At 69.1% G+C, this 22,359-nt stretch carries 21 protein-coding genes and 1 riboswitch; of the genes, 8 read left to right on the top strand and 13 right to left on the bottom strand.

Annotated features, from left to right (window positions below; genetic code table 11):
• Positions 1–6: 6 nt before the first annotated feature.
• Positions 7–438: a 50S ribosomal protein L13 gene (gene rplM / locus AC1DJH_RS18110; RefSeq protein ID WP_013543664.1), complete on the bottom strand. Its 432-nt coding sequence runs from the start codon at positions 436–438 to the stop codon at positions 7–9.
• Between the two features lie 220 nt (positions 439–658).
• Here rplM and AC1DJH_RS18105 point away from each other — a divergent pair, with 220 nt between their 5' ends.
• Positions 659–1,612, top strand: a complete 954-nt coding sequence (locus AC1DJH_RS18105) for a 23S rRNA (adenine(2030)-N(6))-methyltransferase RlmJ (protein WP_478186621.1) — start codon at positions 659–661, stop codon at positions 1,610–1,612.
• Positions 1,613–1,642: 30 nt separating this feature from the next.
• Here the strand turns inward: AC1DJH_RS18105 and AC1DJH_RS18100 are convergent, their stop codons facing one another.
• The 4 genes from AC1DJH_RS18100 to ahcY form a co-directional block, all read right to left on the bottom strand.
• Positions 1,643–2,257 carry a septal ring lytic transglycosylase RlpA family protein gene (locus AC1DJH_RS18100; RefSeq protein WP_472121933.1) on the bottom strand — a complete coding sequence of 205 codons (615 nt, stop codon included), beginning with the start codon at positions 2,255–2,257 and terminating at the stop codon, positions 1,643–1,645.
• An 89-nt stretch (positions 2,258–2,346) separates the two neighbouring features.
• A complete protein-coding gene (metF, locus tag AC1DJH_RS18095) occupies positions 2,347–3,171 on the bottom strand; it encodes a methylenetetrahydrofolate reductase [NAD(P)H] (protein ID WP_472121936.1) in 825 nt (274 codons plus the stop codon).
• A gap of 10 nt (positions 3,172–3,181) precedes the next feature.
• Positions 3,182–4,000, bottom strand: coding sequence for a TlyA family RNA methyltransferase (locus AC1DJH_RS18090; RefSeq protein ID WP_472121939.1), 819 nt, complete (start codon positions 3,998–4,000; stop codon positions 3,182–3,184).
• Between the two features lie 71 nt (positions 4,001–4,071).
• Positions 4,072–5,511 carry an adenosylhomocysteinase gene (ahcY, locus tag AC1DJH_RS18085; protein ID WP_472121941.1) on the bottom strand — a complete coding sequence of 480 codons (1,440 nt, stop codon included), beginning with the start codon at positions 5,509–5,511 and terminating at the stop codon, positions 4,072–4,074.
• A gap of 74 nt (positions 5,512–5,585) precedes the next feature.
• Positions 5,586–5,654, bottom strand: a riboswitch (S-adenosyl-L-homocysteine riboswitch).
• Between the two features lie 118 nt (positions 5,655–5,772).
• On the opposite strand from ahcY, the gene AC1DJH_RS18080 reads away from it, so the two are divergent.
• The 3 genes from AC1DJH_RS18080 to AC1DJH_RS18070 all read left to right on the top strand — a co-directional run bounded on the left by AC1DJH_RS18080 (position 5,773) and on the right by AC1DJH_RS18070 (position 8,019).
• Positions 5,773–6,414 (top strand): hypothetical protein, encoded by a 642-nt coding sequence (locus AC1DJH_RS18080; protein WP_478186620.1) that lies wholly within the window; start codon positions 5,773–5,775, stop codon positions 6,412–6,414.
• 164 nt (positions 6,415–6,578) lie between these two features.
• Positions 6,579–7,076: a TIGR01841 family phasin gene (phaP, locus tag AC1DJH_RS18075; protein ID WP_472121947.1), complete on the top strand. Its 498-nt coding sequence runs from the start codon at positions 6,579–6,581 to the stop codon at positions 7,074–7,076.
• Positions 7,077–7,092: 16 nt separating this feature from the next.
• Positions 7,093–8,019: an alpha/beta fold hydrolase gene (locus AC1DJH_RS18070; protein WP_478186619.1), complete on the top strand. Its 927-nt coding sequence runs from the start codon at positions 7,093–7,095 to the stop codon at positions 8,017–8,019.
• An 8-nt stretch (positions 8,020–8,027) separates the two neighbouring features.
• On the opposite strand, the gene AC1DJH_RS18065 is transcribed toward AC1DJH_RS18070, so the two are convergent.
• From AC1DJH_RS18065 to AC1DJH_RS18045, 5 genes are all read right to left on the bottom strand, one after another.
• Complete coding sequence (locus AC1DJH_RS18065) at positions 8,028–8,714, bottom strand: GntR family transcriptional regulator (RefSeq protein WP_472121953.1); 687 nt, start codon at positions 8,712–8,714, stop codon at positions 8,028–8,030.
• A 103-nt stretch (positions 8,715–8,817) separates the two neighbouring features.
• Positions 8,818–10,272, bottom strand: a complete 1,455-nt coding sequence (hydA, locus tag AC1DJH_RS18060) for a dihydropyrimidinase (protein ID WP_472121956.1) — start codon at positions 10,270–10,272, stop codon at positions 8,818–8,820.
• A gap of 20 nt (positions 10,273–10,292) precedes the next feature.
• Positions 10,293–11,012, bottom strand: coding sequence for an amino acid ABC transporter permease (locus tag AC1DJH_RS18055; RefSeq protein WP_472121959.1), 720 nt, complete (start codon positions 11,010–11,012; stop codon positions 10,293–10,295).
• Positions 11,013–11,052: 40 nt separating this feature from the next.
• On the bottom strand, positions 11,053–11,883 hold the full coding sequence (locus AC1DJH_RS18050) for an ABC transporter substrate-binding protein (protein WP_478186618.1): 831 nt from the start codon (positions 11,881–11,883) through the stop codon (positions 11,053–11,055).
• A 72-nt stretch (positions 11,884–11,955) separates the two neighbouring features.
• Positions 11,956–12,852, bottom strand: coding sequence for a dihydrodipicolinate synthase family protein (locus AC1DJH_RS18045; RefSeq protein ID WP_478186617.1), 897 nt, complete (start codon positions 12,850–12,852; stop codon positions 11,956–11,958).
• A 107-nt stretch (positions 12,853–12,959) separates the two neighbouring features.
• Here AC1DJH_RS18045 and AC1DJH_RS18040 point away from each other — a divergent pair, with 107 nt between their 5' ends.
• From AC1DJH_RS18040 to AC1DJH_RS18025, 4 genes are all read left to right on the top strand, one after another.
• The gene (locus AC1DJH_RS18040) at positions 12,960–15,935 is read left to right on the top strand and encodes an FAD-dependent oxidoreductase (RefSeq protein ID WP_478186616.1); all 2,976 of its coding nucleotides are present in this window, start codon (positions 12,960–12,962) and stop codon (positions 15,933–15,935) included.
• 5 nt (positions 15,936–15,940) lie between these two features.
• Positions 15,941–17,188, top strand: coding sequence for a M20/M25/M40 family metallo-hydrolase (locus AC1DJH_RS18035; RefSeq protein WP_478186615.1), 1,248 nt, complete (start codon positions 15,941–15,943; stop codon positions 17,186–17,188).
• A gap of 19 nt (positions 17,189–17,207) precedes the next feature.
• Positions 17,208–17,942 carry an amino acid ABC transporter ATP-binding protein gene (locus AC1DJH_RS18030; RefSeq protein ID WP_478186614.1) on the top strand — a complete coding sequence of 245 codons (735 nt, stop codon included), beginning with the start codon at positions 17,208–17,210 and terminating at the stop codon, positions 17,940–17,942.
• An 81-nt stretch (positions 17,943–18,023) separates the two neighbouring features.
• The gene (locus tag AC1DJH_RS18025; RefSeq protein ID WP_435494942.1) at positions 18,024–19,652 is read left to right on the top strand and encodes a peptide chain release factor 3; all 1,629 of its coding nucleotides are present in this window, start codon (positions 18,024–18,026) and stop codon (positions 19,650–19,652) included.
• 16 nt (positions 19,653–19,668) lie between these two features.
• On the opposite strand, the gene AC1DJH_RS18020 is transcribed toward AC1DJH_RS18025, so the two are convergent.
• Genes AC1DJH_RS18020 through AC1DJH_RS18010 form a run of 3 tightly spaced genes read right to left on the bottom strand, consistent with a single transcriptional unit; the run spans position 19,669 to position 22,352 of the window.
• Entirely contained in the window at positions 19,669–20,472 is an 804-nt protein-coding gene (locus AC1DJH_RS18020; RefSeq protein ID WP_435436789.1) for an ABC transporter permease, read from the bottom strand.
• Positions 20,473–20,508: 36 nt separating this feature from the next.
• Positions 20,509–21,354 (bottom strand): ABC transporter permease, encoded by an 846-nt coding sequence (locus tag AC1DJH_RS18015; protein ID WP_478186613.1) that lies wholly within the window; start codon positions 21,352–21,354, stop codon positions 20,509–20,511.
• A 2-nt stretch (positions 21,355–21,356) separates the two neighbouring features.
• A complete protein-coding gene (locus tag AC1DJH_RS18010) occupies positions 21,357–22,352 on the bottom strand; it encodes an ABC transporter ATP-binding protein (RefSeq protein WP_435436787.1) in 996 nt (331 codons plus the stop codon).
• Positions 22,353–22,359 lie beyond the last annotated feature (7 nt).

Below are 22,359 nucleotides of genomic sequence, written 5' to 3'. Positions count from 1 at the left end.
GGCTCCTTACAGTTCCAGCACTTTGGGCTGTTGGGCGGTATGCGGGTGCTCTGCGCCACCGTAGACCTTGAGTTTCTTGATCATCGCGTAGCCAAGCGGACCCTTGGGCAGCATGCCCTTGACGGCCTTTTCCAGGGCACGGCCCGGGAACTTGGATTGCATGTCGCGGAAGTTGGTGGCACTGATGCCGCCCGGGTAGCCCGAGTGACGGTAGTACACCTTGTCGATCGACTTGGCGCCGGTGACGCGCAGTTGCGCGGCGTTGATGATGACGATGAAGTCACCGGTATCGACGTGAGGCGTGTAAATGGCCTTGTGTTTGCCGCGCAAACGGAGAGCAACTTCGCTGGCTACTCGTCCGAGGACCTTGTCGGTCGCGTCAATCACAAACCACTCGTGCGTCACGTCAGCGGGCTTGGCGCTGAACGTTTTGGTCATGAGTTTTTCTCTTGAAAAGAGGGTTTGGCGAGCCCTTTTCCACGGTCGGCGTTCCTCTGATGGGAATCTCTTAGGTGGGTGAACCCCGCACCGCAAAACGGCTCGGGAGACTTCGCCGCGGGGCTACAAAAACGCTGCGAAGCCCTCGATTATATAAAGAACGGCCTTGCGCTGGCAAATTTGCATATGCTTCCCCCAACACCGTTACCATTCCCACCCTATGTTCAGTTACCGCCACGCCTTCCATGCCGGCAACCACGCCGACGTGCTCAAGCACACGGTGTTGATTGCCACGCTCGATCACCTGCTTGAAAAAGAGGCAGCCCTGACGGTCGTCGACACCCACGCCGGCGCCGGCCTGTACCGCCTCGACGGCGACTATGCAGGCACCAGCGGCGAGGCTGCCGAAGGCATCCTGCGCCTTCTCTCAGGCAAGAAAGAGCCCACAACGCACGCGCCCGCTGCGAAGTCCGCTACCAAAAAGGTAGCGCCTGAGGCGCAAGCCCCGCTGGCCGACGCCATCGCCCGCTACCTGAGCGTGATCAGCGACTTCAACCCCAACGGCGGCGCACGCGTCTACCCCGGCTCGCCGTTCATCGTGCAGCACCTGCTGCGCGACCACGACAAGCTCAAGCTGTTCGAGCTGCACCCGACCGATTCGCGCACGCTGGACGCCAACATCGCCCAGCTCGAGGCCGGCCGGCAGATCGCCGTGATGAACGAGGACGGATTCGGCAGCGCCACCAAGTTCCTGCCGCCGCCCTCGCGCCGCGCGCTGGTACTGATGGACCCGAGCTACGAGATGAAGACCGACTACGGCCGCGTGCTCGACTTCGCCGCCGAGGCGCTCAAGCGCTTCGCCACGGGCACCTACGCGGTCTGGTACCCGATCATTCCGCGCCCCGAGGCGCACGACCTGCCGCGCCGCCTGAAGACGATGGCGACCAAGGCCGGCAAGTCGTGGCTGCACGCCACGCTGACGGTCAAGTCGAGCAAGATCACCAAGGACGCCGCTTCCGGCGAAACGCAGCGCCCGGGCCTGCCGGCCAGCGGCATGTTCCTGATCAATCCACCCTACACGCTCAAGCCGCTGCTCGCGGCGGCGCTGCCCCAGCTGGCGGAGCGCCTGGGACAGGACCGCAACGCCACCTTCTCGCTCGAGTCGGGCGGCTGAGCCCGAACCCCGCAGACTTCGTTTACCGAGTTATCTGCGCTGACGCGCCGGAACGAGCGCCTTGCGCCGCGCCGGCACCTGCACCCTGGCACGCTGCTGCGGCTCGGCCGCCGACGCCACCGGCGCCTGCGCATCCCCCGCCTCCACCGGCAAGCCACCGCAACGCATGCCGTCGTGGTCCACCACGGTCAGCGCCACCTGCTTGATGCCCAGGCCGGTCAGGCCGATGCGGTCGGCCGCGGCGCGGCTCAGGTCGATCACACGGCCCATCGCATAGGGGCCGCGGTCGTTGATGCGCACCAGCACCTCGCTGCCGTTGACGAGGCTGCGCACGCACACGCGCGTATTGAAAGGCAGGGTCTTGTGCGCCGCCGTCATGGCGGTCATGTCGAAGCGCTCGCCGCTGGCGGTCTTGCGCTGATGGAACTGGATGCCGTACCACGAGGCGCCACCGCGCTCGAAGATGTCGCGCGGTCCGGCGTCGCCGGGCACGCCGTCGTCCGGCGTCAATTCGTCAGCGCCAGAGACTGCGAGGTCGTAGCGCACCGACGGCACGTTGGAGCGTGGCGCGGCACCGGGCGGCACCGCCAGCGCGCGCGGCAGCGGTTGCAGCTTGCCGCCCTCGGCGTCCGTGGCCGGCGGCATGGCGCAGCCGGCGAGCGCACAGCTCGCCGCCACGAAGACGAGGCGAAGCGCCCCGCGCAACGAGGCGGCCGCGCCTGCCGCGCCCCCTCTCAATCGAGGCGCTCCAGCACAGCCAGCGTCGCCGCCGACTGGTTCATCGTGTAGAAATGCAGCGCCGGCGCACCGCCGTCGCGCAGGCGCGTGCACAGGTCGGTCACCACGTCGAGGCCGAAGGCCTTGATCGACGCGGTGTCGTCGCCGTAGGCCTGCAGCCGCAGGCGCACCCAGCGCGGGATCTCGGCGCCGCAGGCGTCCGAGAAGCGCATGAGCTGCGTCGAACTCGTGATCGGCATGATGCCCGGCACGATCGGCGTGTCGATGCCCAGCTTGCGGGCGTCGTCGACGAAGCGAAAGTACGCCTCGGGCGTGAAGAAGTACTGCGTGATCGCCGAATCGGCGCCGGCCTTCACCTTGGCGGCAAAGGCCTGCAGGTCGGCCTCGGGCGAGCGGGCCTGCGGATGGATCTCGGGGTAGCAGGCCACCTCGATGTGGAAATCGCGGCCGGTTTCCTCGCGGATGAAGGCCACGAGGTCGCTCGCGTACTGGAATTCGCCGCCAATGCCATAGCCGCTGGGCAGGTCGCCGCGCAGCGCCACCAGGCGCTTCACGCCCATGGCCTTGAGCTCGCCGAGCTGCTCGCGCACCGTGGCGCGCGTGGCGCCGATGCACGAGAAGTGGCTCGCGGCGTCCACGCCTTCGGACAGGATCTCCTGCACCGCACCGAAGGTGCCGTGGTGCGTGGAGCCGCCCGCGCCGTAGGTGACCGAGCAGAACTGCGGCTTGCGCACATACAGCTGCTGGCGCGCGGCGCGCAGCTTGACCGCGCCTTCGGGCGTCTTGGTCGGGAAGAATTCGAAACTCAGCGGAAGGCGCACCTGCGTCTCCTTAGGAACCGTCGCTCGCCTTGGCAGCGCGCACGGCATGAATGAAAAACTCGCGGTTGCCGTCGCCCCCGGCGATCGGGCTGTCGAACCAGCGCAGCACACGCAGATCGAGCGCCTCGCAGGCGTCGTGCAGGCGTTTCTCGACCACCGGATACATCGATTCGTCGCGCACGATGCCGCCCTTGCCGACCTGGCCGGGCTGCAGTTCGAACTGCGGCTTGACCAGCATCAGCAACTGGCCGTCGTCGGCCAGGAACTCGACCACGGCAGGCAGCACCAGCGTGAGCGAGATGAACGACAGGTCGCCGACGATCAGGTCGAAACGCGGATCGGCGGGCTGCTCGGACGCCTCGGGCTCTGCGTCCTCGTCACCGTCTTCATGCAGGTCGTCCGCCGACAGCGCACGCGCATTGACACCCTCGATGGCCACCACGCGCGCGTCCTCGCGCAACTTCGCATGCAGCTGCCCGTGGCCGACGTCGACGCCGACCACCTTCGCAGCGCCGCGCTGCAGCAGGCAATCGGTGAAGCCGCCGGTCGACTGGCCCACGTCGAGGCACAGCTTGCCGGCCGGGTCGACGCCGCTCACCGCGAGCGCGCCTTCGAGCTTGAGCCCGCCGCGCGACACGTACCGGGCCTCGGCCGCATCGGCGAGCTCGAGCTCGGCCGATTCGGGCACTTCGTCCTTGTTCTTGACGACCGGGCGCCACGCGTCGCTCGTGCCCGCGTCGCGCCAGCGCATGCCGCCGGCAATGAGCCGCACGGCCTGCGAACGCGACGCGGCCATGCCGCGCTCCACCAACAGTTGATCAGCGCGCATGAGCGAAGCGCCGGGCCGCCCCAAGCAAGCTCGCACCGCAGCGCGAAGCACGGAGGTTTTTCATTGCGCTATCAATAACGGTACGTGTCGGGCTTGTACGGGCCGTTCTTGCTCACGCCGATGTAGGCGGCCTGCGAGTCGGTCAGCTCGGTCAGCATGGCGCCGACCTTCTTCAGGTGCAGGCGCGCCACCTTTTCGTCGAGGTGCTTGGGCAGCACGTAGACCTTGCCGGCTTCATAGGCGTCGGGCTTGGTGAACAGCTCGATCTGGGCGATGGTCTGGTTGGCGAACGACGACGACATCACGAAGCTCGGGTGGCCCGTGCCGCAGCCCAGGTTCACCAGGCGGCCCTTGGCCAGCAGGATGATCTTCTTGCCGTCCGGGAAGGTGATGTGGTCGACCTGCGGCTTGATTTCTTCCCACTCGTACTTCTCGATCGACGCGACGTCGATCTCGTTGTCGAAGTGGCCGATGTTGCAGACGATGGCCTGGTCCTTCATGGCGGCCATGGTGTCATGCGTGATGACGTCCTTGTTGCCGGTGGTGGTCACGAAGATGTCGGCCTTGTCGGCGGCGTACTCCATGGTCACGACCTTGTAGCCTTCCATGGCGGCCTGCAGGGCGTTGATCGGGTCGATCTCGGTCACCCACACCTGGGCGCTCAGTGCGCGCAGTGCCTGGGCCGAGCCCTTGCCCACGTCGCCGTAGCCGGCCACGCAGGCCACCTTGCCGGCGATCATCACGTCGGTCGCGCGCTTGATGCCATCCACCAGCGATTCGCGGCAGCCGTACAGGTTGTCGAACTTGCTCTTGGTGACCGAGTCGTTCACGTTGATGGCGCGGAACTGCAGCGTGCCCTTGGCGGACATCTCGTTCAGGCGGTGCACGCCGGTGGTCGTTTCCTCGGTCACGCCGATGATCTCGGCGGCCTTGCGGGTGTACCAGGTGCCGTCCACGGCCAGCTTGGCCTTGATGGCGGCGTAGAGGATGCGTTCTTCTTCGCTGGTCGGGTTGGCGAGCACGCCCAGGTCCTTCTCGGCGCGCTGGCCCAGGTGCATCAGCAGCGTGGCGTCGCCGCCGTCGTCCAGGATCATGTTCGGGCCTTCGCCCTTCGACCCCTTGGGGCCGAAGTCGAAGATGGCGTGGGTGTAGTCCCAGTAGTCCTTAAGCGACTCGCCCTTGATGGCGAACACCGGCGTGCCGGCGGCGGCGATGGCGGCGGCGGCGTGGTCCTGCGTCGAGAAGATGTTGCACGAGGCCCAGCGCACTTCGGCGCCCAGGGCTTGCAGCGTCTCGATCAGCACGGCCGTCTGGATGGTCATGTGGATCGAACCCGTGATGCGCGCGCCCTTGAGCGGCTGCGCCTTGGAGAACTCTTCACGGATGGCCATCAGGCCGGGCATTTCGGTTTCCGCGATGCGGATTTCCTTGCGGCCCCAGGCGGCGAGGGACAGGTCGGCAATCGCCTGGTCGGCGGTGGACACGGGGGTGGGCTTGAGAACAGCGCTCATGAGAACTCCAAAACTGGTTTGAAAGATGCCACTGCGTTCGGGGGTCTGACGGAAAAAGGACTCACCGCGAGAACAGCGGATGAGCGTGGTTGCGATGTGGTCCGAGCCTCACGCCTGACGGCGCTGCAACGCTCCTCGGAACGGCGGATTGTAGACGCGGCGCCCGGGCCCGCCAATCGCTCGGGTATCCCACATCACGGAAAGCGCGTTCTGCCGCACAGGCGTACATTGGTTCGCACCCAACCACGGAAGCCCCCGCCCATGTCGCTCACGCACTCCAGAATCCCCTCGGCCCTGCTTGCCGCAGCCGCACTCGTCGCCACGGCCAGCGTCCCGGTCCTCGCCGCCGCGCAGAACGCCGACCCGGTGCGCATCCGCGGCACCATCGTGCGCGTAGACGCCAAGACCCTCGTGGTCCAGGACCGCGGCGGCGAGGTCGTCAGCCTCGCACGCCCGGCCGACATGCCGGTGTCGGAGGTCTACCGCATCAAGCTGTCCGACATCAAGCGCGGCAGTTTCATCGGCACCGCCGCCATGCCGCAGCCCGACGGCACGCAGAAGGCGATCGAAGTGGTGGTGTTCCCCGAGGCCGCGCGCGGCACGGGTGAAGGCCACAGGCCTTGGGACCTGCTGCCCGACAGCACCATGACCAACGCCACCGTCGCCGACCTGGCCGCGGCGCCGAAGTCGGTGCGCGGCGGGCAGCAGATGCGCCTGACCTACAAGGGCGGCGAGAAGACCGTCATCGTGCCGCCCGACGCTCCGGTGGTCACCTTCCGCCCCGGCACCGACGCACTGCTCGTGCCCGGCGCCAAGGTCATGGTGAATGCGCAGGAGAAGAACGGCACGCCCACGGCCCTGCGCGTCACGGCCGGGCGAGACGGCTTCGCGCCGCCGATGTAACCGGCATGCGGGGCGGTCGCCCCGCATCCGAGGGAAACCCCGCAGGATTTTTGTCCGGGCGACAGGCGCGGGCGGCCCCGTGCGGCGTATCGTGGCGTGGGACTCCGGCCGCGAGGCAGGTTCCAGCCACCCATCCGTTCACCCGACACAGGAGATTGCGCACCATGGCCACTGCCAAGAAAGCCGCCGCCAAGAAGACCCCCTCCAGCAGCGAGAGCACCGCCGGCGCGAAGCAGGCGATGCCCAACGCCGCGGACATGCTCAATCCGCTGAAGGGCATGGCCGACCGGCTGCAGAACCTCAACCTGACCGGCGGCGCCGGCAAGCTGCTTGACAGCGGCCGCAAGGACCTGCAGGCGGTCATGGAAGCCAACGAAAAGTCCTACCAGGGCCTGCAGACCGTGGTGCAGCGGCAGACCGAGATGATCAAGCACGCCATCACCGAATGGCAGAGCGCCGCCAAGGGCATGCCGGGCAAGGACCCGAAGGAAAACCTCGCCAAGCTCGACGAACTCGGCCGCCAGTCGTTCCAGCGCGCCATCGACGACATCAAGGAGCTCGCCAACCTCGCGGCCAAGTCGCAGGCCGATGCGTTCGACGTGGTGCGCCAGCGCATCCAGTCCAACGTGGACGAAGTGACCAAGCTGCTGCAGCGCAAGTAAGCCGGAACCCGCCGCCATGCCCCCAGCAGCAGCCCCGCCACCGGTCGAGCGGCGCACGCGCGTCAACGGCATCGAACTCGCCTGGGACAGCTTCGGCGACCCGGCCGCCACGCCGCTGTTGCTGGTCATGGGTCTCGGCGCCCAGATGGTCGCCTGGGACGACGCGTTTTGCGCGCGGCTCGCCGAAACCGGCCGCCATCGCGTGATCCGCTTCGACAACCGCGACATCGGCCACTCGAGCTACCTGACCGAGCTCGGCGTGCCCGACATCCAGCTGCTGATGCACCAGGCCATGGCCGGCCGGCCGCTGCAGGTGCCCTACACCCTGCGCGACATGGCCGGCGACTGCGTCGGGCTGCTCGACGCGCTGGGCATCGCGCGCGCCCACGTCGTGGGCGCCTCCATGGGCGGCGCCATCGGGCAGGAGCTGTGCATTCACCATGCGCACCGGATGCTGTCGTTCACCAGCATCATGTCGAGCACCGGCAACCCGGCCCTGCCGCCGCCCACGCCCGAGGCGATGGCGGTGCTGTTCGCGCCTTCGCCGACCACCTTCGAGGCCTACCTGCCGCACTACGCCAAGGTGTGGCGCGTGCTGCGCGGTACAGCGGACTTTCCGCTCGACGAGGCGCGCGACACCGAGCGGGCCCAGCTCGTGTTCCTGCGCGGACTCAACCCGCCCGGCGTGGCGCGCCAGTTCGCAGCCATCCTGGCCTCGGGCAACCGCAAGCCCGCGCTGCACGACGTGCAGGTGCCCACGCTGGTGATCCACGGCGAGGCCGATCCATTGGTGCCGGTGGCCTGCGGCGTCGACGTGGCCGATGCGATTCCCGGCGCCAAGCTGCTGCGCATCGCGGGCATGGGCCATGCGCTGCCGATTCCGATGTGGCCGCAGATCGTCGACGCCATTGCCGCGCACACGGCGCGGCACCTGGACGCCTGAGGCACCCGTCACTCGGTCAGGGCGCGCCTCACGTCTTCCTGCAGGCTTCGCAGGTGCTCGCGCATGGCGGTGCGGGCGCGCTCGGCGTCCCGTGCGCGCAACGCGCGAACGATCTCGCCGTGCTCGTCGTGGTTCTCCGGCTGCCTGTGCAACGGGCTGTGCAGGCGGAACAGCCGTGCATTGACACGCAACTCTTCCACCAGCCGCGGAAACACCACGTTGCCGCTGGCAGTGGCGATCAGCAGGTGGAAACGGTCGTCGAAGTGCCAGTGCTCGGTCTCGGTGTGCTCGCCGGCGTCGAGTGCCTGGATGTCGGTTTCGAGCGTGTCGATTTCGGCGTCGGTGATTTTTCCGACGGCCAGCGCGATGCCCTCGCATTCGATCACCTCGCGCGCACGCATGCAGTCGAAGTACTCCTTGGTTCCGAGCGCGCGCACGGCGTAGGAACGCGCGTCGCGCCGCACCAGCAGGCCCTCGCCCGCCAGCCGCACCAGCGCCTCGCGCATCGGCGTGCGCGAGATGCGCAGGTCTTCCGCCAGCCGCGCCTCCTGCAGCGGACTGCCGGCCGATATCTGGCGGTCGAGGATCAGCGTGCGCAGCCGCTCGTAGGCCTGCTCGGCCAGGCTGGCGGAGCGCACCTCCAGGGGAGCGATCGTGATGGTGGCGGGCTGCGTGGGGCTGGGAAGGCTGGGCATGCGAAAAAGGGCGAAGGCCGCAAGGAAGGCTGCGAGAAAAAGCCAAGGGGCCACAGGGGCGGCAGAGCTTATCAGGGCCGCCTCGCGGCGCTGCCCGGCAGGCTCAGAGCCATTTGTCCAGCGGATTGCCGTCGTTCGGCGCGCGCGGCCGAAGGCAAGGCAGGAACTGGCCCGAGCCGGGCTCGGCCAGGAATGCGCCGTCCTGCCACACCACGCGGCCGCGAGACACGGTCACGCCCGGCCACGCGCGCAGCGCCATGCCTTCGTAGGGCGTGTAGTCGACGGCATGGTGCAGCATGCTGTTGGTGAGCAGCTTTTCCTGGCCCGGGGCGAACACGTCCCAGACCACGAAGTCGGCGTCGCTGCCTACGGCGATGGTGCCCTTGCGCGGGTACAGCCCGTACAGCCGCGCCGGGTTGGTGGACGTGAGCTCGACGAAGCGGTGGATGTCGATGCGCCCCTTGAGCACGCCCTCGCTCATCAGCAGCGGCAAGCGCGTTTCCACGCCGGGAATGCCGTTCGGAATGCGGTCGAAGGACGCGTCGTCGCCGGCCACGCGCTTGCCGTCGGTGCCGCCCATGTTGAACGGCGCATGGTCGGACGAGAAGATGGTGAACAGCCCGCTCGACAGCCCGTTCCAGATGAACTGCTGGTTGGCCTTGTCGCGCGGCGGCGGGCTGCAGATGCAGCGCGCGCCGTGCATCGGATCGTCGGGGTCGATGCCCAGGTCCTCGGCGCTCAGGAACAGGTACTGCGGGCAGGTCTCCGCATGGATCGGCAGGCCGCGCCCGCGCGCCCAGTGGATCTGCTCGATCGCCTCGCGGCCCGAGACGTGGACGATCAGGATCGGCGTGTCGACCAGTTCGGCCAGCGCAATGGCCCGGTGCGTGGCCTCGCGCTCCACCGCCATCGGGCGCGAACTGCTGTGGTAGCGCGGCGCCGTGAGCCCCGCGTCGAGCAACTGCTCGGTGAGCCAGGCGATGCAGTCGCTGTTCTCGGCGTGGATCATGGTCATGGCGCCGTGCCGGCGCGCGGTGGCCAGCACCTCGATGATCTGGCGGTCGTCCAGCTTGAGATCGTCGTAGGTCATGTAGATCTTGAAGGAGGTGTAGCCCTTCTCGATCAATGCGGGCAGCTCGCGCTGCGTCACGTCGCGCGTGGCGTCGGCCACGATCAGGTGGAAGGCGTAGTCGATCACGGCCTTGCCCTCGGCGCGGCGGTGGTAGTCGTCCACCGCCTCCTGGATGCTGTGGCCCTTCTGCTGCGCGGCGAACGGCAGCACGGTGGTGGTGCCGCCGCAGGCCGCCGAACGCGTGCCGGAGAGAAAGTCGTCCGCGAAGCGCGAGCCGTCGCCCGTCGGCTGGTCGAAGTGGCAGTGGCCGTCCACGCCGCCCGGCGTGACGAGCCGGCCGGCCGCGTCGATTTCGCGGGCGGCGCTCGCGCCCAGGTCTTGCGCGATGGCGCAGATGCGCCCGTCGCGCACGCCGATGTCGGCGGTGTAGCGGTCGCCCGCGGTGGCGATGTCGGCGTTGCGCAGGATCAGGTCGTAGGTGCTCATGGGACTCTCGGGAGGGTGCGTCAGCGCTGCTCGAGCGCGGGGTCAGCAGGCACGACCGGCGCGCCCGCATTGCCGTAGGCGCGGCCGTAGTGGCGCTCGATGCGCCGCTGGATGAAGTCCCAGGCCGTGGTCATCAGCAGGTAATAGATGGCGGCGACCACGAACAGCTCGAGCACCATGAATTTTTCCTGGATCAGCACCTGGGTGCGGCGCAGCAGCTCTTCCATGGAGATCACCGAGGTGATCGACGTGGTCTTGAGCAGGCCGTTGATGCTGTTGCCCAGCGTCGGCACGATCAGGCGCATGGCTTGGGGCAGGACGACGTAGCGCATGGTCTGCGCGCTGCTGAAGCCGACGGCGCGGGCCGCGTTGGTCTGCCCGGCGGAAATCGACTGGATGCCGCCGCGCACGATCTCCGCCAGGTAGGCGGCCTCGTTGAGGATCAGGCCCAGCAGCGCCGACTCGACCACCGACAGCTTCAGGCCGAACTGGGGCAGGCCGGTGTAGATGATGATCAGCTGCACCAGCAGCGGCGTGCCGCGGAACACCCAGATGTAGAAGTGCGCGGGCCCCGCCACCCAGCTGCGGCTGGACAGCCGGGCCAGCGCCAGCGCGCAACCCACGACCAGCCCGCCCGCGATCGCCGCGAGCGTGAGCCACAGCGTGGTCACCGCGCCGCTGAGGATGTACGGATTGAACAGGTAGTCGAAGAACCCCGACCAGCTCCAGCCTTGTCCCATGAACGTTCCTTGGTGTGCTCGTTGGCTGTGCCGCCGCGGCTCAGCCCGCCGGGCCCTTGACGATGACGGCGCCGTCGACCGCCTTCACGCCGTACTGGTCGAACAGCTTCTGGAAGCTGCCGTCGGCCTTCATGTCGTTCATCGCCTTGGCCATGGCCGCGGCCAGGTCCTTGTTGCGGGCGGCCAGCGCCACCGGGGTAGGGAACAGGCCGTTCAGCACTCGTTCGAAGTCGCCGCGCTTCTGGTATTCGGCGCCGGTGGAGTCGATCGACAGGGCAACCTCGACCTGGCCGGCGCGCAGCGCCTGGAAGGCCATGGCGAAGTTCTCGAAGGTGCGGATGGTCATGCCCTTCATGCCCTTGTCGGTGAGCGCCTTGTCGAGCTCGCGCGCCTTGCGCTCCTCGAAGCCGCCGAGTTCCACGCCGATGCTCTTGCCCGACAGGTCGTCCGTCCTGGCAATCTTCAGCGGGTTGCCCTTGGCCGTGCTGATGCTGATGGCCTGGTCTTCATAGATGAGCATCTGCATCAGCTTGGCGCGCTCTTCCGTGTAGAAGATGCCGGTGTTGATGACGTCCCAGCGGCCGGCCTGCAGGCCCGGGATCATGGCGGAGAACTCGATGCGCACGTACTCCGGCGTGAGGCACAAGCGCTTGGCGATGGCCTCTCCGAGCTCCACCCGCATGCCCTTGAGCGCGCCGGTCTGGTCGACGAACTGCATCGGCGGCAGGGTCGGGTTGACCGACATGGTCAGCGTGCCCTTCTTGACGAGGGCCGAGTCGGGCACGGGCGACTTGCACGCCTGCGCGTTCGCGGCGCCCGCGCAGAAGATGAAGAGTGCCGTTGCCGACGCGAGAGCGGGGAGCAGTTTCATGGGGTGGTCCTTCAGGAAATGAACGAGGCGACGAAAGGGAAAGGCAGGAACGAGATGCGGGGACACCGGCGCTCAGGCGCGGATCGAGTCCAGCAGTTCGAGGCGGGCCAGCTCGCGGCGCAGGTCCGCGGCGTCGGCCTCGGGCAGCGGCAGGCGGGGCGCGCGCGGCTTGCCGACCGGCAGGCCCATCATCGTCAGGCCGTCCTTGGAGGCCGCAACGTAGCGGTGGCCGCCGACCTGGCGCACGATCGGCAGCATCTGCTTGTAGAGCGCCAGCGCCGCTGGCATGTCGCGCTCGTCGGCCACCAGCTCGAACAGGCGCGCCGACATCCTGGGAATGAGGTTGGAGCACACGGCCACCCAGCCCTGCGCGCCGAGCCAGAACGACTCGTAGCCGAGGATGCCGGCGAACACCGTCATGCGGTCGCCGCACAGCTCGATGATGTCGCGCACGCGCGTGACCTCCAGCGTCGACTCCTTGATGTAGTTGCAGTTGTCGATGCGCGAGAGGCGCGCCACCAGCTCGGGCTTGAGGTCGACGTTGGCCGTGGCCGGGTTGTTGTAGACCATGATCGGAATGCCGATGGCCTCGCCCACCTTGCGGTAGTGCGCGAACAGCTCGTCGTCGGTGGGCGTGCTGTAGTAGGGCGGAATGATCATGACGCCGTCGGCGCCCATGGTCTCGGCCTCGCGGCTCAGCCGCACGCACTCGTCGGTCCACTCCGCACCGGTGCCGATCAGCACGGGCACGCGTTTTGCTGCGGTGCTGATGCAGGTCTCGATCACCAGCTGGCGCTCATCGGGCGTCAGCGACAGAAATTCCCCGGTGCTCCCCAGAGGAATCAGTCCGTGGATTCCCTCTTCGATTTGCCAGTCGACCAGCTTCTTCAGAGCGGGCACGTCCACGTGCAGGCCGTCTGCGGTCATGGGGGTGATGAGCACCGTGTAGGTGCCGCGGAACGGTGTCATGGGGCAGTCCTCGGGAAAATTCGGATGACGAAGTATACGTATACATGTAGTATACGTATACATTTAATCGCGTCAACGCGGTTTTCCGTTTTCCCTCGCACCTGCCCATGAGCGCCAGACTGACCCACCCTTCCATCACCCCGGCCGGGCGCCCCGTGCGCTTCTGGTACGAAGGGCAGCCCGTGGAGGGCCTCGAAGGCGAAACCATCGCGGCGTCGCTGGCGGCCGGCGGCATCAAGGCCCTGCGCCATACCCGGGGCGGCGAGCGCCGGGGTCTCTACTGCGGCATGGGCGCATGTTTCGAGTGCCTGGTCACCGTCGACGGGCGCGCCAGCCAGCGCGCCTGCCTCACCAAGGTGGCAGAGGGGCAGCAGGTGCGCTCCGTCCAGCCGGCCGGCACGCTGGAAGACCCGCTGCAGCCGCTCGCCCCCGAGGCCGCAGCGCAACCCGCACGGCGGCAGGTCGACGTGCTGGTCGTCGGCGCGGGCCCGGCCGGGCTTTCGGCGGCGCTGGCCGCGCGCCGGGCCGGCGCCGACGTGCTGGTGCTCGACGAGCGCCTGGAGCCGGGCGGCCAGTTCTACAAGCCGCTCGCGCCGTCGCACCGGGCGGCCACGCCGGCCGACCGCCAGTTCGCGCAGGGCCTGGCGCTGGCGCACGACGTCCACGCCGCGGGCGTCACGATCGTCCAGGGCGCGCAGGTGTGGGCCGCCTTCTCGCCGACCGAGGTTGCGGCGCTCATCGACGGGCGCGCCCATGTCATCGGCTGCCGCCAGCTCGTGATCGCCTCCGGTGCCTACGAGCGCCCGGTGCCCTTTCCCGGCTGGACCCTACCGGGCGTGATGACCACCGGCGCCGGCCAGACGCTCGCTCGCGCCTACCGCGTCGCCCCGGGCCGCCGGGTCGTGATTGCAGGCAACGGGCCGCTCAACCTCCAGTTGGCGGCGGAACTGCTCGCGGGCGGCGCCGAGGTCGTCGCCGTGCTCGAATCGGCGCCCCGCCCCTCCCTGCGCCAATGGCGCCAGTTGCTCACTGCGGCGCGCACCGGCCCCGACCTGCTGTGCGACGGCTGGCGCTACCTGCGGCAGCTGCGTGCGCACGGGGTGCCGGTGCTGTGGGGCCACACGGTCGTGGAGGCCGAAGGCGAAGCCGAGGACACGGGCGCAGGCGCGAGCACAGGCGGACTGCGGTCCGTGCAGGTCGCGCGCATCGATGCCCAAGGACACGTGGAGGCGGGAACGGCGCAGCGCCTCGAGGCGGACACGCTGTGCCTGGGCTACGGCTTCATCCCCTCCACCGAACTCGCGCGCATGCTGGGCTGCGCGCACCGGCTGGCCCCGCGCCACCTGGGGCACCTTGCGACCGTCACGCAGGAAGACGGCGCCACCAGCGTGGCCGGCGTGTACGTGGTGGGCGACGGCGCCGACCTGGGCGGCTCGCGCGTCGCCCTGGCGCGCGGCACGCTGGCAGGCGAAGCCGCGGCGCGCAATCTCGGCCTGCGCGTTGCGGCATCCGCCGAGGCAACGGGCCAGTTGCACCGCGCCGAGTGCTTCCAGCAGGCCCTGTGGTCGCTCTACGCGCCCCCACCGGTCACGCTGGCCGCGGTGCCCGACGACACGCTGCTGTGTCGCTGCGAGGAGATCAGCTTCGGCTCGGTCCGTGCGCAGATCCGCGCCGGCAGCGACACCCTGGCCGCGCTCAAGCGCAACACCCGCCTGGGCATGGGCCGCTGCCAGGCTCGCTACTGCGCCGCCACCGCGGGCCGGCTGGTGGCCGAACTCACGGGCAGGCCGCCGGAGGTCGAGCAGTACTTCGCCCCGCGCCCGCCGGCCAGGCCTGTGCCGGCCGGCGCACTCGGTTTCGAGAAACCCGAGTGGGGCGGCCACAAGCCGGCCATCACGCCCAATCTCGCGCGGCCCGTGGAGCACGCGCCTTTCGCGCCGGTGCGCACCGACGTGCTGGTGATCGGTGCCGGCGTGCTCGGCGCCTGCCTGGGCTACTACCTGTCGAAGGCTGGGCAGGACGTGACCGTGGTCGACCGCGACGACATCAACCTGCAGGCCTCCGGCGCCAATGCAGGCAGCCTGCACGTGCAGTTGCTGTCGTTCGACTTCGGCGCCAAGGCGCAGGAAGGCGGCGGCCCGGCGGCGGCCACATTGCCGCTCGGGCCGATGTCGGTGCGCCTGTGGCAGGAGATAGAAGCCGACTGCGGCGAAGACCTCGAGATCAAGATCACCGGCGGCCTCATGGTCGCCGACAGCGAGGCAGGCATGCGCTTCCTGGAGGCCAAGGCCGCGCTGGAGCGCCGCCACGGCATCGACGCGCAGGTGATCGACGGCGCCGACCTGCGGCGCCTGTCGCCAGCGCTGTCCGACGCGCTGCGGGGTGCCGAGCTCTGCCCCATGGAAGGAAAGATCAACCCGCTGCGCGCCACCTACGCGGTGGCACGGCGCGCGCAGCAGCAAGGCGCGCGAATGCTGCGCGGCTGCGACGTGCAGGCCATCGAGGCCCTGCCCGGCAACGGCGCGGGCTTCGTGGTGCGCACCTCGCGCGGAACCATCCATGCCGGGCGCATCGTCAACGCGAGCGGCGCCTGGTCGAGCGCCATCGGCCGCATGCTGGGCGTGACCATTCCCGTCAAGGGGGCGCCGCTGCAGATGATCGTGACGGAGCCCGCGCCGCCGCTGGTCGACCACCTGGTCGCCCATGCCGACCGGCACCTGAGCCTGAAGCAGGCAGCCAGTGGCGGCCTGATCGTCGGCGGCGGCTGGACGGCCGCCTTCCACGAGGACATGCGGCTGAACCGCGCCGAGCGCGACAGCATCGAAGGCAACCTCTGGGTCGCGCGCCACGTGCTGCCCGCCGTGAGCGGCCTGCACATGGTGCGCTGCTGGGCCGGCATGAACGTGAACATCGACGGCGCGCCGATCCTCGGCGAGGTGCCCGGCCACCCCGGCTTCTACAACGCGGTGACCTCCAACGGCTACACCCTCGCGCCCGTCACCGCGCGGCTCGTTACCGACCTGGTCGTGCACGGGCGCACCGACATCGACATCTCCCCCTTTCTCATCGACCGTTTCCTCTGACAGCCATGACCGACACCGCCCTCCCCCGCGACACGCTGCGCCATTTCATCGACACCCACTTCGACGAGCAGGTGCGCACCCTGGCAGAGCTGGTGCGCTGCCCCTCCGACAACCCGCCCGGAGACTGCGCGCCGCATGCAGAGCTCACGGCCCGGCTGCTGGAGGCCATGGGCTTCGAGGTCGAGCGCCATGCGATACCGCCCGACTACGCGGCCGCGCACGGCATGCGCAGCGTGACCAACCTGATCGTGCGCGAGCGCTTCGGCGACGGCCCGGTGGTGGCCCTCAACGCACACGGCGACGTGGTGCCGCCGGGCGCGGGCTGGAGCGTCGACCCCTACGGCGGCGAAGTGCGCGACGGCTGGCTGTACGGCCGCGGCGCCGCGGTGTCGAAGTCGGACTTCACCACCTACGCCTTCGCGATGCGTGCGCTCAAGCACCTGGCGGCCTCGGGCACGCCGCTGGCCGGCACGGTCGAGCTGCACCTGACCTACGACGAGGAGACCGGCGGCGTCACCGGCCCCGGATGGATCCTGTCGAAGGGCCTGAGCCGGCCCGACTTCGTGCTGTCGGCCGCCTTCTCGCACCACGTCGTGGTGGCGCACAACGGCTGCCTGCACCTCGAGGTGACGGTGTGCGGCACCTCGGCGCACGCCGCCCGGCCCGACACCGGGCACGACGCGATCGAGGCCGCGGCCACGCTGCTGCCCGCGCTCTACCGCTACCGCGACGGCCTGGCCGGGCGCCCCTCGCTCACGCCGGGCATCACCCATCCCACGATGGTGGTGGGCCTGATCGGCGGCGGCATCAACACCAACGTGGTGGCCGACAAGCTGACCCTGCGCATCGACCGGCGCATCGTGCCCGAGGAGTCGCCCGAGGCCGTCGAGGCCGAGTTGCGCGAGGTGATCGAGGCGGCCTGCCGCGCGCTGCCCGGCATCTCGGTGCAGATCCGCCAGATCCTGCTGGCGCGCCCCTTCGCGCCGGCGCCGGGCGCCGACGCCCTGGCGGCGCTGGTGTGCCGCGAGGCCAGCGAGGTGATGGGCAAGCCCGTGACGCCGATCGGCGTGCCGCTGTACACCGACGCGCGCCTGTACAGCGAAGCGGGCATTCCCACGGTGATGTACGGCGCCGGCCCCGAGTCGCTGCTCGAGGCCAACGGGCACCGCGCCGACGAGCGCGTGCCGCTGGACGAGCTGCGCAAGGCCACCCGGGTGGTCGCCAACACCCTGCACCACCTGCTGACGCGCTGAACGGCCCCGGAGCCCGCCAATGATCGACATCAGCCATGTGACCAAGAGCTACGGCGCCTTCCAGGTGCTGACCGACTGCAACACCCAAATCCGCAAGGGCGAGGTGGTGGTGGTCTGCGGGCCTTCGGGCTCGGGCAAGTCCACGCTCATCAAGTGCGTGAACGCGCTGGAGCCCTTCCAGCAGGGCCGCATCACCGTGGACGGCGTGTCCGTCGGCGACCCGAAGACGGACCTGAACCGGTTGCGCGCCCGCGTCGGCATGGTGTTCCAGCACTTCGAGCTGTTTCCGCACCTGTCGATCGAGGAGAACCTGTCGATCGCGCAGCGCAAGGTGCTCAAGCGCTCGCCCGCCGAAGCCCGCGCCACCTCGATGGCGCTGCTGGAGCGCGTAGGCATGCACGCGCATGCGCACAAGTTCCCCAGCCAGCTGTCGGGCGGCCAGCAGCAGCGCGTGGCCATTGCCCGCGCGCTCGCCATGAACCCGGTGGCCATGCTGTTCGACGAACCCACCTCGGCGCTGGACCCGGAGATGGTCAACGAGGTGCTCGACGTGATGGTCGGCCTGGCGCGCGACGGCATGACGATGATGTGCGTAACCCACGAGATGGGCTTCGCGCGCAAGGTGGCGAACCGGGTGATCTTCATGGACCGGGGCTGCATCGTGGAGGACTGCCCCAAGGAGGAATTCTTCGGCAACCCCGCGGCGCGCTCGGACCGCGCGCAGCAGTTCCTGTCGAAGATCCTGCAGCACTGAACAGGGCACGGAAGCCGCCGCGGCGGGGAGGGTCGGGCGCGGCCTTCTAAAATCGCGGCATTCCCCCGCAGATTGCCCACCTTGTCTTTTCTTGCCGAAACCCGCCGCCGTCGCACCTTCGCGATCATTTCCCACCCTGACGCCGGCAAGACCACGCTGACCGAAAAGCTGCTGCTTTTCTCCGGCGCGATCCAGATCGCCGGCTCGGTGAAGGCGCGCAAGGCCTCGCGCCATGCCACCTCCGACTGGATGGAAATCGAAAAGCAGCGCGGCATCTCGGTGGCCTCCTCGGTCATGCAGATGCTGTACCGCGACCACGTCATCAACCTGCTCGACACGCCCGGCCACAAGGACTTCTCGGAAGACACCTACCGCGTGCTCACCGCCGTCGACTCGGCGCTGATGGTGATCGACGCGGCCAACGGCGTGGAAGCGCAGACGCGCCGGCTCATCGAGGTCTGCCGCCAGCGCGACACGCCCATCATCACCTTCGTCAACAAGATGGACCGCGAAGTGCGCGAGCCGCTGGACATCCTGGACGAAGTGGAGCGCGAACTCGGCATGCCCTGCGTGCCCATGACCTGGCCCGTGGGCCAGGGCAAGAGCTTCCGCGGGATCATGAACCTGCGCACGCACACCATGACGGTGTTCGAGTCGGGCAGCGAACGGCTGCCGCACGACTTCGAGACCATTCCGCTGACCGACCGCGAAACGCTGACCAAGCGCTTCGGCGCCGATTTCGAGAGCGCCATGGACAGCATGGAGCTGGCCACCGGCGCCTCGCCCAGCTGGGACCGCGAGGCCTTCCTGGCCGGCAAGCAGACGCCCGTGTTCTTCGGCTCCGGCGTGAACAACTTCGGTGTGATGGAAGTGCTGGACGCACTGGTCGACCTGGCGCCCTCGCCGCAGTCGCGCACCAGCACCACGGTGGTCAACCGCCAGCCGGTGGTGAAAGAGATTCAGCCCGAGGACAAGGACTTCGCGGGCGTGGTCTTCAAGGTGCAGGCCAACATGGACGCCAACCATCGCGACCGCATCGCCTTCGTGCGCATGGCCTCGGGCAAGTACACGCCGGGCATGAAGCTCAAGGTGCAGCGCACCTCGAAGGAGCTCCGGCCCACCAGCGTCGTGACCTTCATGAGCCAGCGCCGCGAGGCTGTGGAAGAGGCCTACGCGGGCGACATCGTGGGCTTCACCACGCACGGCGGCGTGCAGCTGGGCGACACCATCACCGACGGCGCGAGCCTGCAGTTCACCGGGCTGCCGTTCTTCGCGCCCGAACTGTTCATGACCGTGATCCTGAAGAACCCGCTGCGCACCAAGCAGCTGCAGCAGGGGCTGGCGCAGCTCGGCGAAGAAGGCGCGATCCAGGTGTTCCGTCCCGAGGTCGGCGGCCCGATGCTGCTGGGCGCCGTCGGCCAGCTGCAGTTCGAAGTGGTGCAGCACCGCCTGAAGGCCGAGTACGACGCCGACGTGCGGCTCGAGGGCTGCCAGTACACGGGCGCGCGCTGGATCACGGCCGACACGCCGGCCGAGCTGCGCGAGTTCGTCAACGCCTACCCGGTGCGCATGGCCAAGGACGCGGCCGACACGCTGGCCTTCCTGTGCACCTCGCCGTACGACGTGCGGCTGGCGCAGGAGCGGTTTCCGAAGATCCACTTCCATCCGCTGCGCGAGCATGCGGGGTTGGCGCTGCAGAACGCCGGCTGACAGAGACCGGCGGGGCTCAGCTCCCCGTCGACGCGTAGTGGCGCAACCCGAAGCGCCACGCCCCGAAAGCCGCCGCGAGAAACACGAAGCCCGCGAGCGGCGACACCCAGCCCACCCACCCCGGCGCCCCCAGCGGATCGGCCTTGCCCAGGATCGCCAGCACCGGGTAATAGGCCACGCAGGCCAGCGGCACGATGAAGGTCAGCACGCGCCGAAACCACTGCGCGTACAGCGCCAGCGGGTACTGCGCCGCCTGCACGCCGCCGTAGGTGAGCACGTTGGCGATCTCCAGGCTTTCCACGGTCCAGAAGGACAACGTGCCCTGCAGCACCAGGATGCCGAGGAACAACGCCACGCCGCCGGCCAGCGCAAACAGCGCGATGGCCACCGCGCCGGGCGACCACACCACGCCCGCCTGCACCGTGCCGAAGGCCATCACCGCAACGCCTTGCAGCAGCCGGCCCGCGCGGCTGATGCGGAAGTCGTTGCCCATCAGTTGCAGCGCCAGCGGACGCGGACGCAGCAGCAGCCGGTCGAACGCACCGGTGCGAAGAAACTCGGTGCCGAGCACGTCGAAGCCGCGTCCCAGCGCATCGGCAATGGCGAACATGCAGTTGACCAGGCCGTAGAACACGGCCACCTCGCCGAGGGTCCAGCCCTGCACTTCGCCGAAACGGTGGAACAGCGCCCACACGGCGACCACCTCGATGCCGGTCCCCAGGAACTGGCCCAAGGTCAGCATCAGCGCTGAAGCCGGGTAGCGCGCCTGGCCGCCGATGGAAGCCCGGACCAGCCTGAAGAAAAGAGGGAGCGTGCCCATCAGTTGCTCCGCAATGCGTTTCGAACCAGCACCACTTCAGCCCCCTTGAATCTGAAGACTGCGCATGGTGCGACCCATGGCGAATCGACCCGCCGCGACCAGCACGACGGTCCAGAAGCACTGCAGCCCCAGCCCGCCCAGCGCATGCCAGCCGCCCAGTTGCCCGAAATACAGCCGCGCCGGAATGTCCATCAGCCCGGCCAACGGCTGGACCAGCAACACGCCCTGCCAGGCGTCCGGCAGCAGCGCGAGCGGCAGCACGTTGCCCGACAACACGATGACCACGGGCGTCGCCACCGCATTGATGCCGCGTTCGTTCAGCGCGGCCGTCATCGCCACGTTGAGCAGCATCACCATCGCCGTCGAGAGCAGCAGCGCGAGCGCGGCGGACAGCAGGAACGCGAGCCCCGCCGCCACACCCGCGGGCGGCTGCCAGGACCATTCGTTCAGGCCGATCAGCGGCAAGGCGACAGCCGCGAACGCCGCCATCAACGCCGCGCGCGGCAGCAGGCGCGCGGCGATCCAGCCGGCGCTGCGCGCGAACCACAACGCGTAGGCGTCCACCGGGCGCAGGCGGTCGTAGGCGACCGAGCCGGTGCGCACCGCCTGCGCCACTTCGGGGTCGCCCAGCCAGGGCAGCAACACGAGCAGCCCCTGGGCCAGCCATGTGTAGGTGATGGCCTGCGCGAGCGACATCGGCGAACCGGCGCCCGCGATGGCGGTGCCGCCATAGAACGCGGCGAACACCATCACCTTGATGCCGCCCCACCAGCACTGCGTGGCGAAGCCCGCGAGCGCGGCGGTGCGGTACTGCAGCATCTGCAGGAGGCGCGACGCGAAAGCCGCGAGGTAAGGGCGCGCGAGTTCGCGCAGGGTGGCCATGGTCACGCTTCGCCCGCGCCGTGCATGGCGTAGAACCGCGCGATGACCGCCTCGATCGCCAGGCCTTCCAGGCGAATGTCCTGCACCGCATGCGCGGCCGCGATGCGCGCGATCAGCGCGGGTGCCGTGGTCACTGCGGGGTCGAAGTCCAGCACCAGCGTCTGGCCGTCGCGCGAATGCACTTTGGCGCCGTCCACCTGCAGGGGCAGCTCGGCGTCCTGCGCAAAGTCGACCACCAGCCGCCGCTCGGCCATCACCTGTGCGCGCAGGGCCTCGACCGGGCTGTCGGCCAGCACGCGCCCGTGGCCGATGATGATCACGCGCCGGGCCAGCGCCTCGATGTCGTGCATGTCGTGCGTGGTCAGCAGCACCGTGGTGCCGCGCTCCCGGTTGGCGCGGCGCACGAAGTCGCGCACGGCCAGCTTGGAGGGCGCATCCAGGCCGATGGTCGGCTCGTCGAGAAACAGGATGTCGGGCTCGTGCAGCAGCGCCGCCGCAATTTCCGCGCGCATGCGCTGGCCCAGCGACAGCTGGCGCACGGGCTGGTCGAGCACGCGCTCCAGGTGCAGCAGCGCGACCAGTTCGTCGCGCGTGCGGCGGTAGCGCTGCGGGTCCACCCGGTAGATGTCGCGCAGCAGGTCGAAGCCGTCGCCCACGGGCAGGTCCCACCACAGCTGCGTGCGCTGGCCGAAGACCACGCCGATGCGCGCCACGTGGCGCTCGCGGTCGGCGAAGGGGTCGCGCCCGTCGACCTCCACGCGACCGCCGTCGGGCCGCAGGATGCCCGCGAGGATCTTGATGGTGGTCGACTTGCCCGCGCCGTTCGGCCCGATGAAGCCCAGCAGCTCGCCGCGCTCGAGCGAGAACGACACGCCCGACAGCGCCTCCACCGTCCGATGGCGGCGGTGCACGAGCCCGCGCAACGCGCCCATCACGCCGGGGTCGCGCTCGGAAATTCGGTAGGTCTTGAGGAGGTGGTCGACGAGGATGTGGGGCATGGAAGGC

The sequence above is a fragment of the Variovorax sp. 10N412 genome (genome assembly GCF_056394985.1).
Note: the sequence above shows the minus strand (reverse complement) of the source record. Positions and strands in the feature narration are given on the sequence as shown.

Bases quoted from the DNA above. Each gene is read 5' to 3' on its own strand.
- rplM (WP_013543664.1), bottom strand. From the start codon at position 438: ATGACCAAAACGTTCAGCGCCAAGCCCGCTGACGTGACGCACGAGTGG.
- AC1DJH_RS18105 (WP_478186621.1), top strand. From the start codon at position 659: ATGTTCAGTTACCGCCACGCCTTCCATGCCGGCAACCACGCCGACGTG.
- AC1DJH_RS18100 (WP_472121933.1), bottom strand. From the start codon at position 2,257: ATGCCGCCGGCCACGGACGCCGAGGGCGGCAAGCTGCAACCGCTGCCG.
- AC1DJH_RS18090 (WP_472121939.1), bottom strand. From the start codon at position 4,000: ATGCGCGCTGATCAACTGTTGGTGGAGCGCGGCATGGCCGCGTCGCGT.
- ahcY (WP_472121941.1), bottom strand. From the start codon at position 5,511: ATGAGCGCTGTTCTCAAGCCCACCCCCGTGTCCACCGCCGACCAGGCG.
- AC1DJH_RS18080 (WP_478186620.1), top strand. From the start codon at position 5,773: ATGTCGCTCACGCACTCCAGAATCCCCTCGGCCCTGCTTGCCGCAGCC.
- phaP (WP_472121947.1), top strand. From the start codon at position 6,579: ATGGCCACTGCCAAGAAAGCCGCCGCCAAGAAGACCCCCTCCAGCAGC.
- AC1DJH_RS18070 (WP_478186619.1), top strand. From the start codon at position 7,093: ATGCCCCCAGCAGCAGCCCCGCCACCGGTCGAGCGGCGCACGCGCGTC.
- AC1DJH_RS18065 (WP_472121953.1), bottom strand. From the start codon at position 8,714: ATGCCCAGCCTTCCCAGCCCCACGCAGCCCGCCACCATCACGATCGCT.
- hydA (WP_472121956.1), bottom strand. From the start codon at position 10,272: ATGAGCACCTACGACCTGATCCTGCGCAACGCCGACATCGCCACCGCG.
- AC1DJH_RS18055 (WP_472121959.1), bottom strand. From the start codon at position 11,012: ATGGGACAAGGCTGGAGCTGGTCGGGGTTCTTCGACTACCTGTTCAAT.
- AC1DJH_RS18050 (WP_478186618.1), bottom strand. From the start codon at position 11,883: ATGAAACTGCTCCCCGCTCTCGCGTCGGCAACGGCACTCTTCATCTTC.
- AC1DJH_RS18045 (WP_478186617.1), bottom strand. From the start codon at position 12,852: ATGACACCGTTCCGCGGCACCTACACGGTGCTCATCACCCCCATGACC.
- AC1DJH_RS18040 (WP_478186616.1), top strand. From the start codon at position 12,960: ATGAGCGCCAGACTGACCCACCCTTCCATCACCCCGGCCGGGCGCCCC.
- AC1DJH_RS18035 (WP_478186615.1), top strand. From the start codon at position 15,941: ATGACCGACACCGCCCTCCCCCGCGACACGCTGCGCCATTTCATCGAC.
- AC1DJH_RS18030 (WP_478186614.1), top strand. From the start codon at position 17,208: ATGATCGACATCAGCCATGTGACCAAGAGCTACGGCGCCTTCCAGGTG.
- AC1DJH_RS18020 (WP_435436789.1), bottom strand. From the start codon at position 20,472: ATGGGCACGCTCCCTCTTTTCTTCAGGCTGGTCCGGGCTTCCATCGGC.
- AC1DJH_RS18015 (WP_478186613.1), bottom strand. From the start codon at position 21,354: ATGGCCACCCTGCGCGAACTCGCGCGCCCTTACCTCGCGGCTTTCGCG.
- AC1DJH_RS18010 (WP_435436787.1), bottom strand. From the start codon at position 22,352: ATGCCCCACATCCTCGTCGACCACCTCCTCAAGACCTACCGAATTTCC.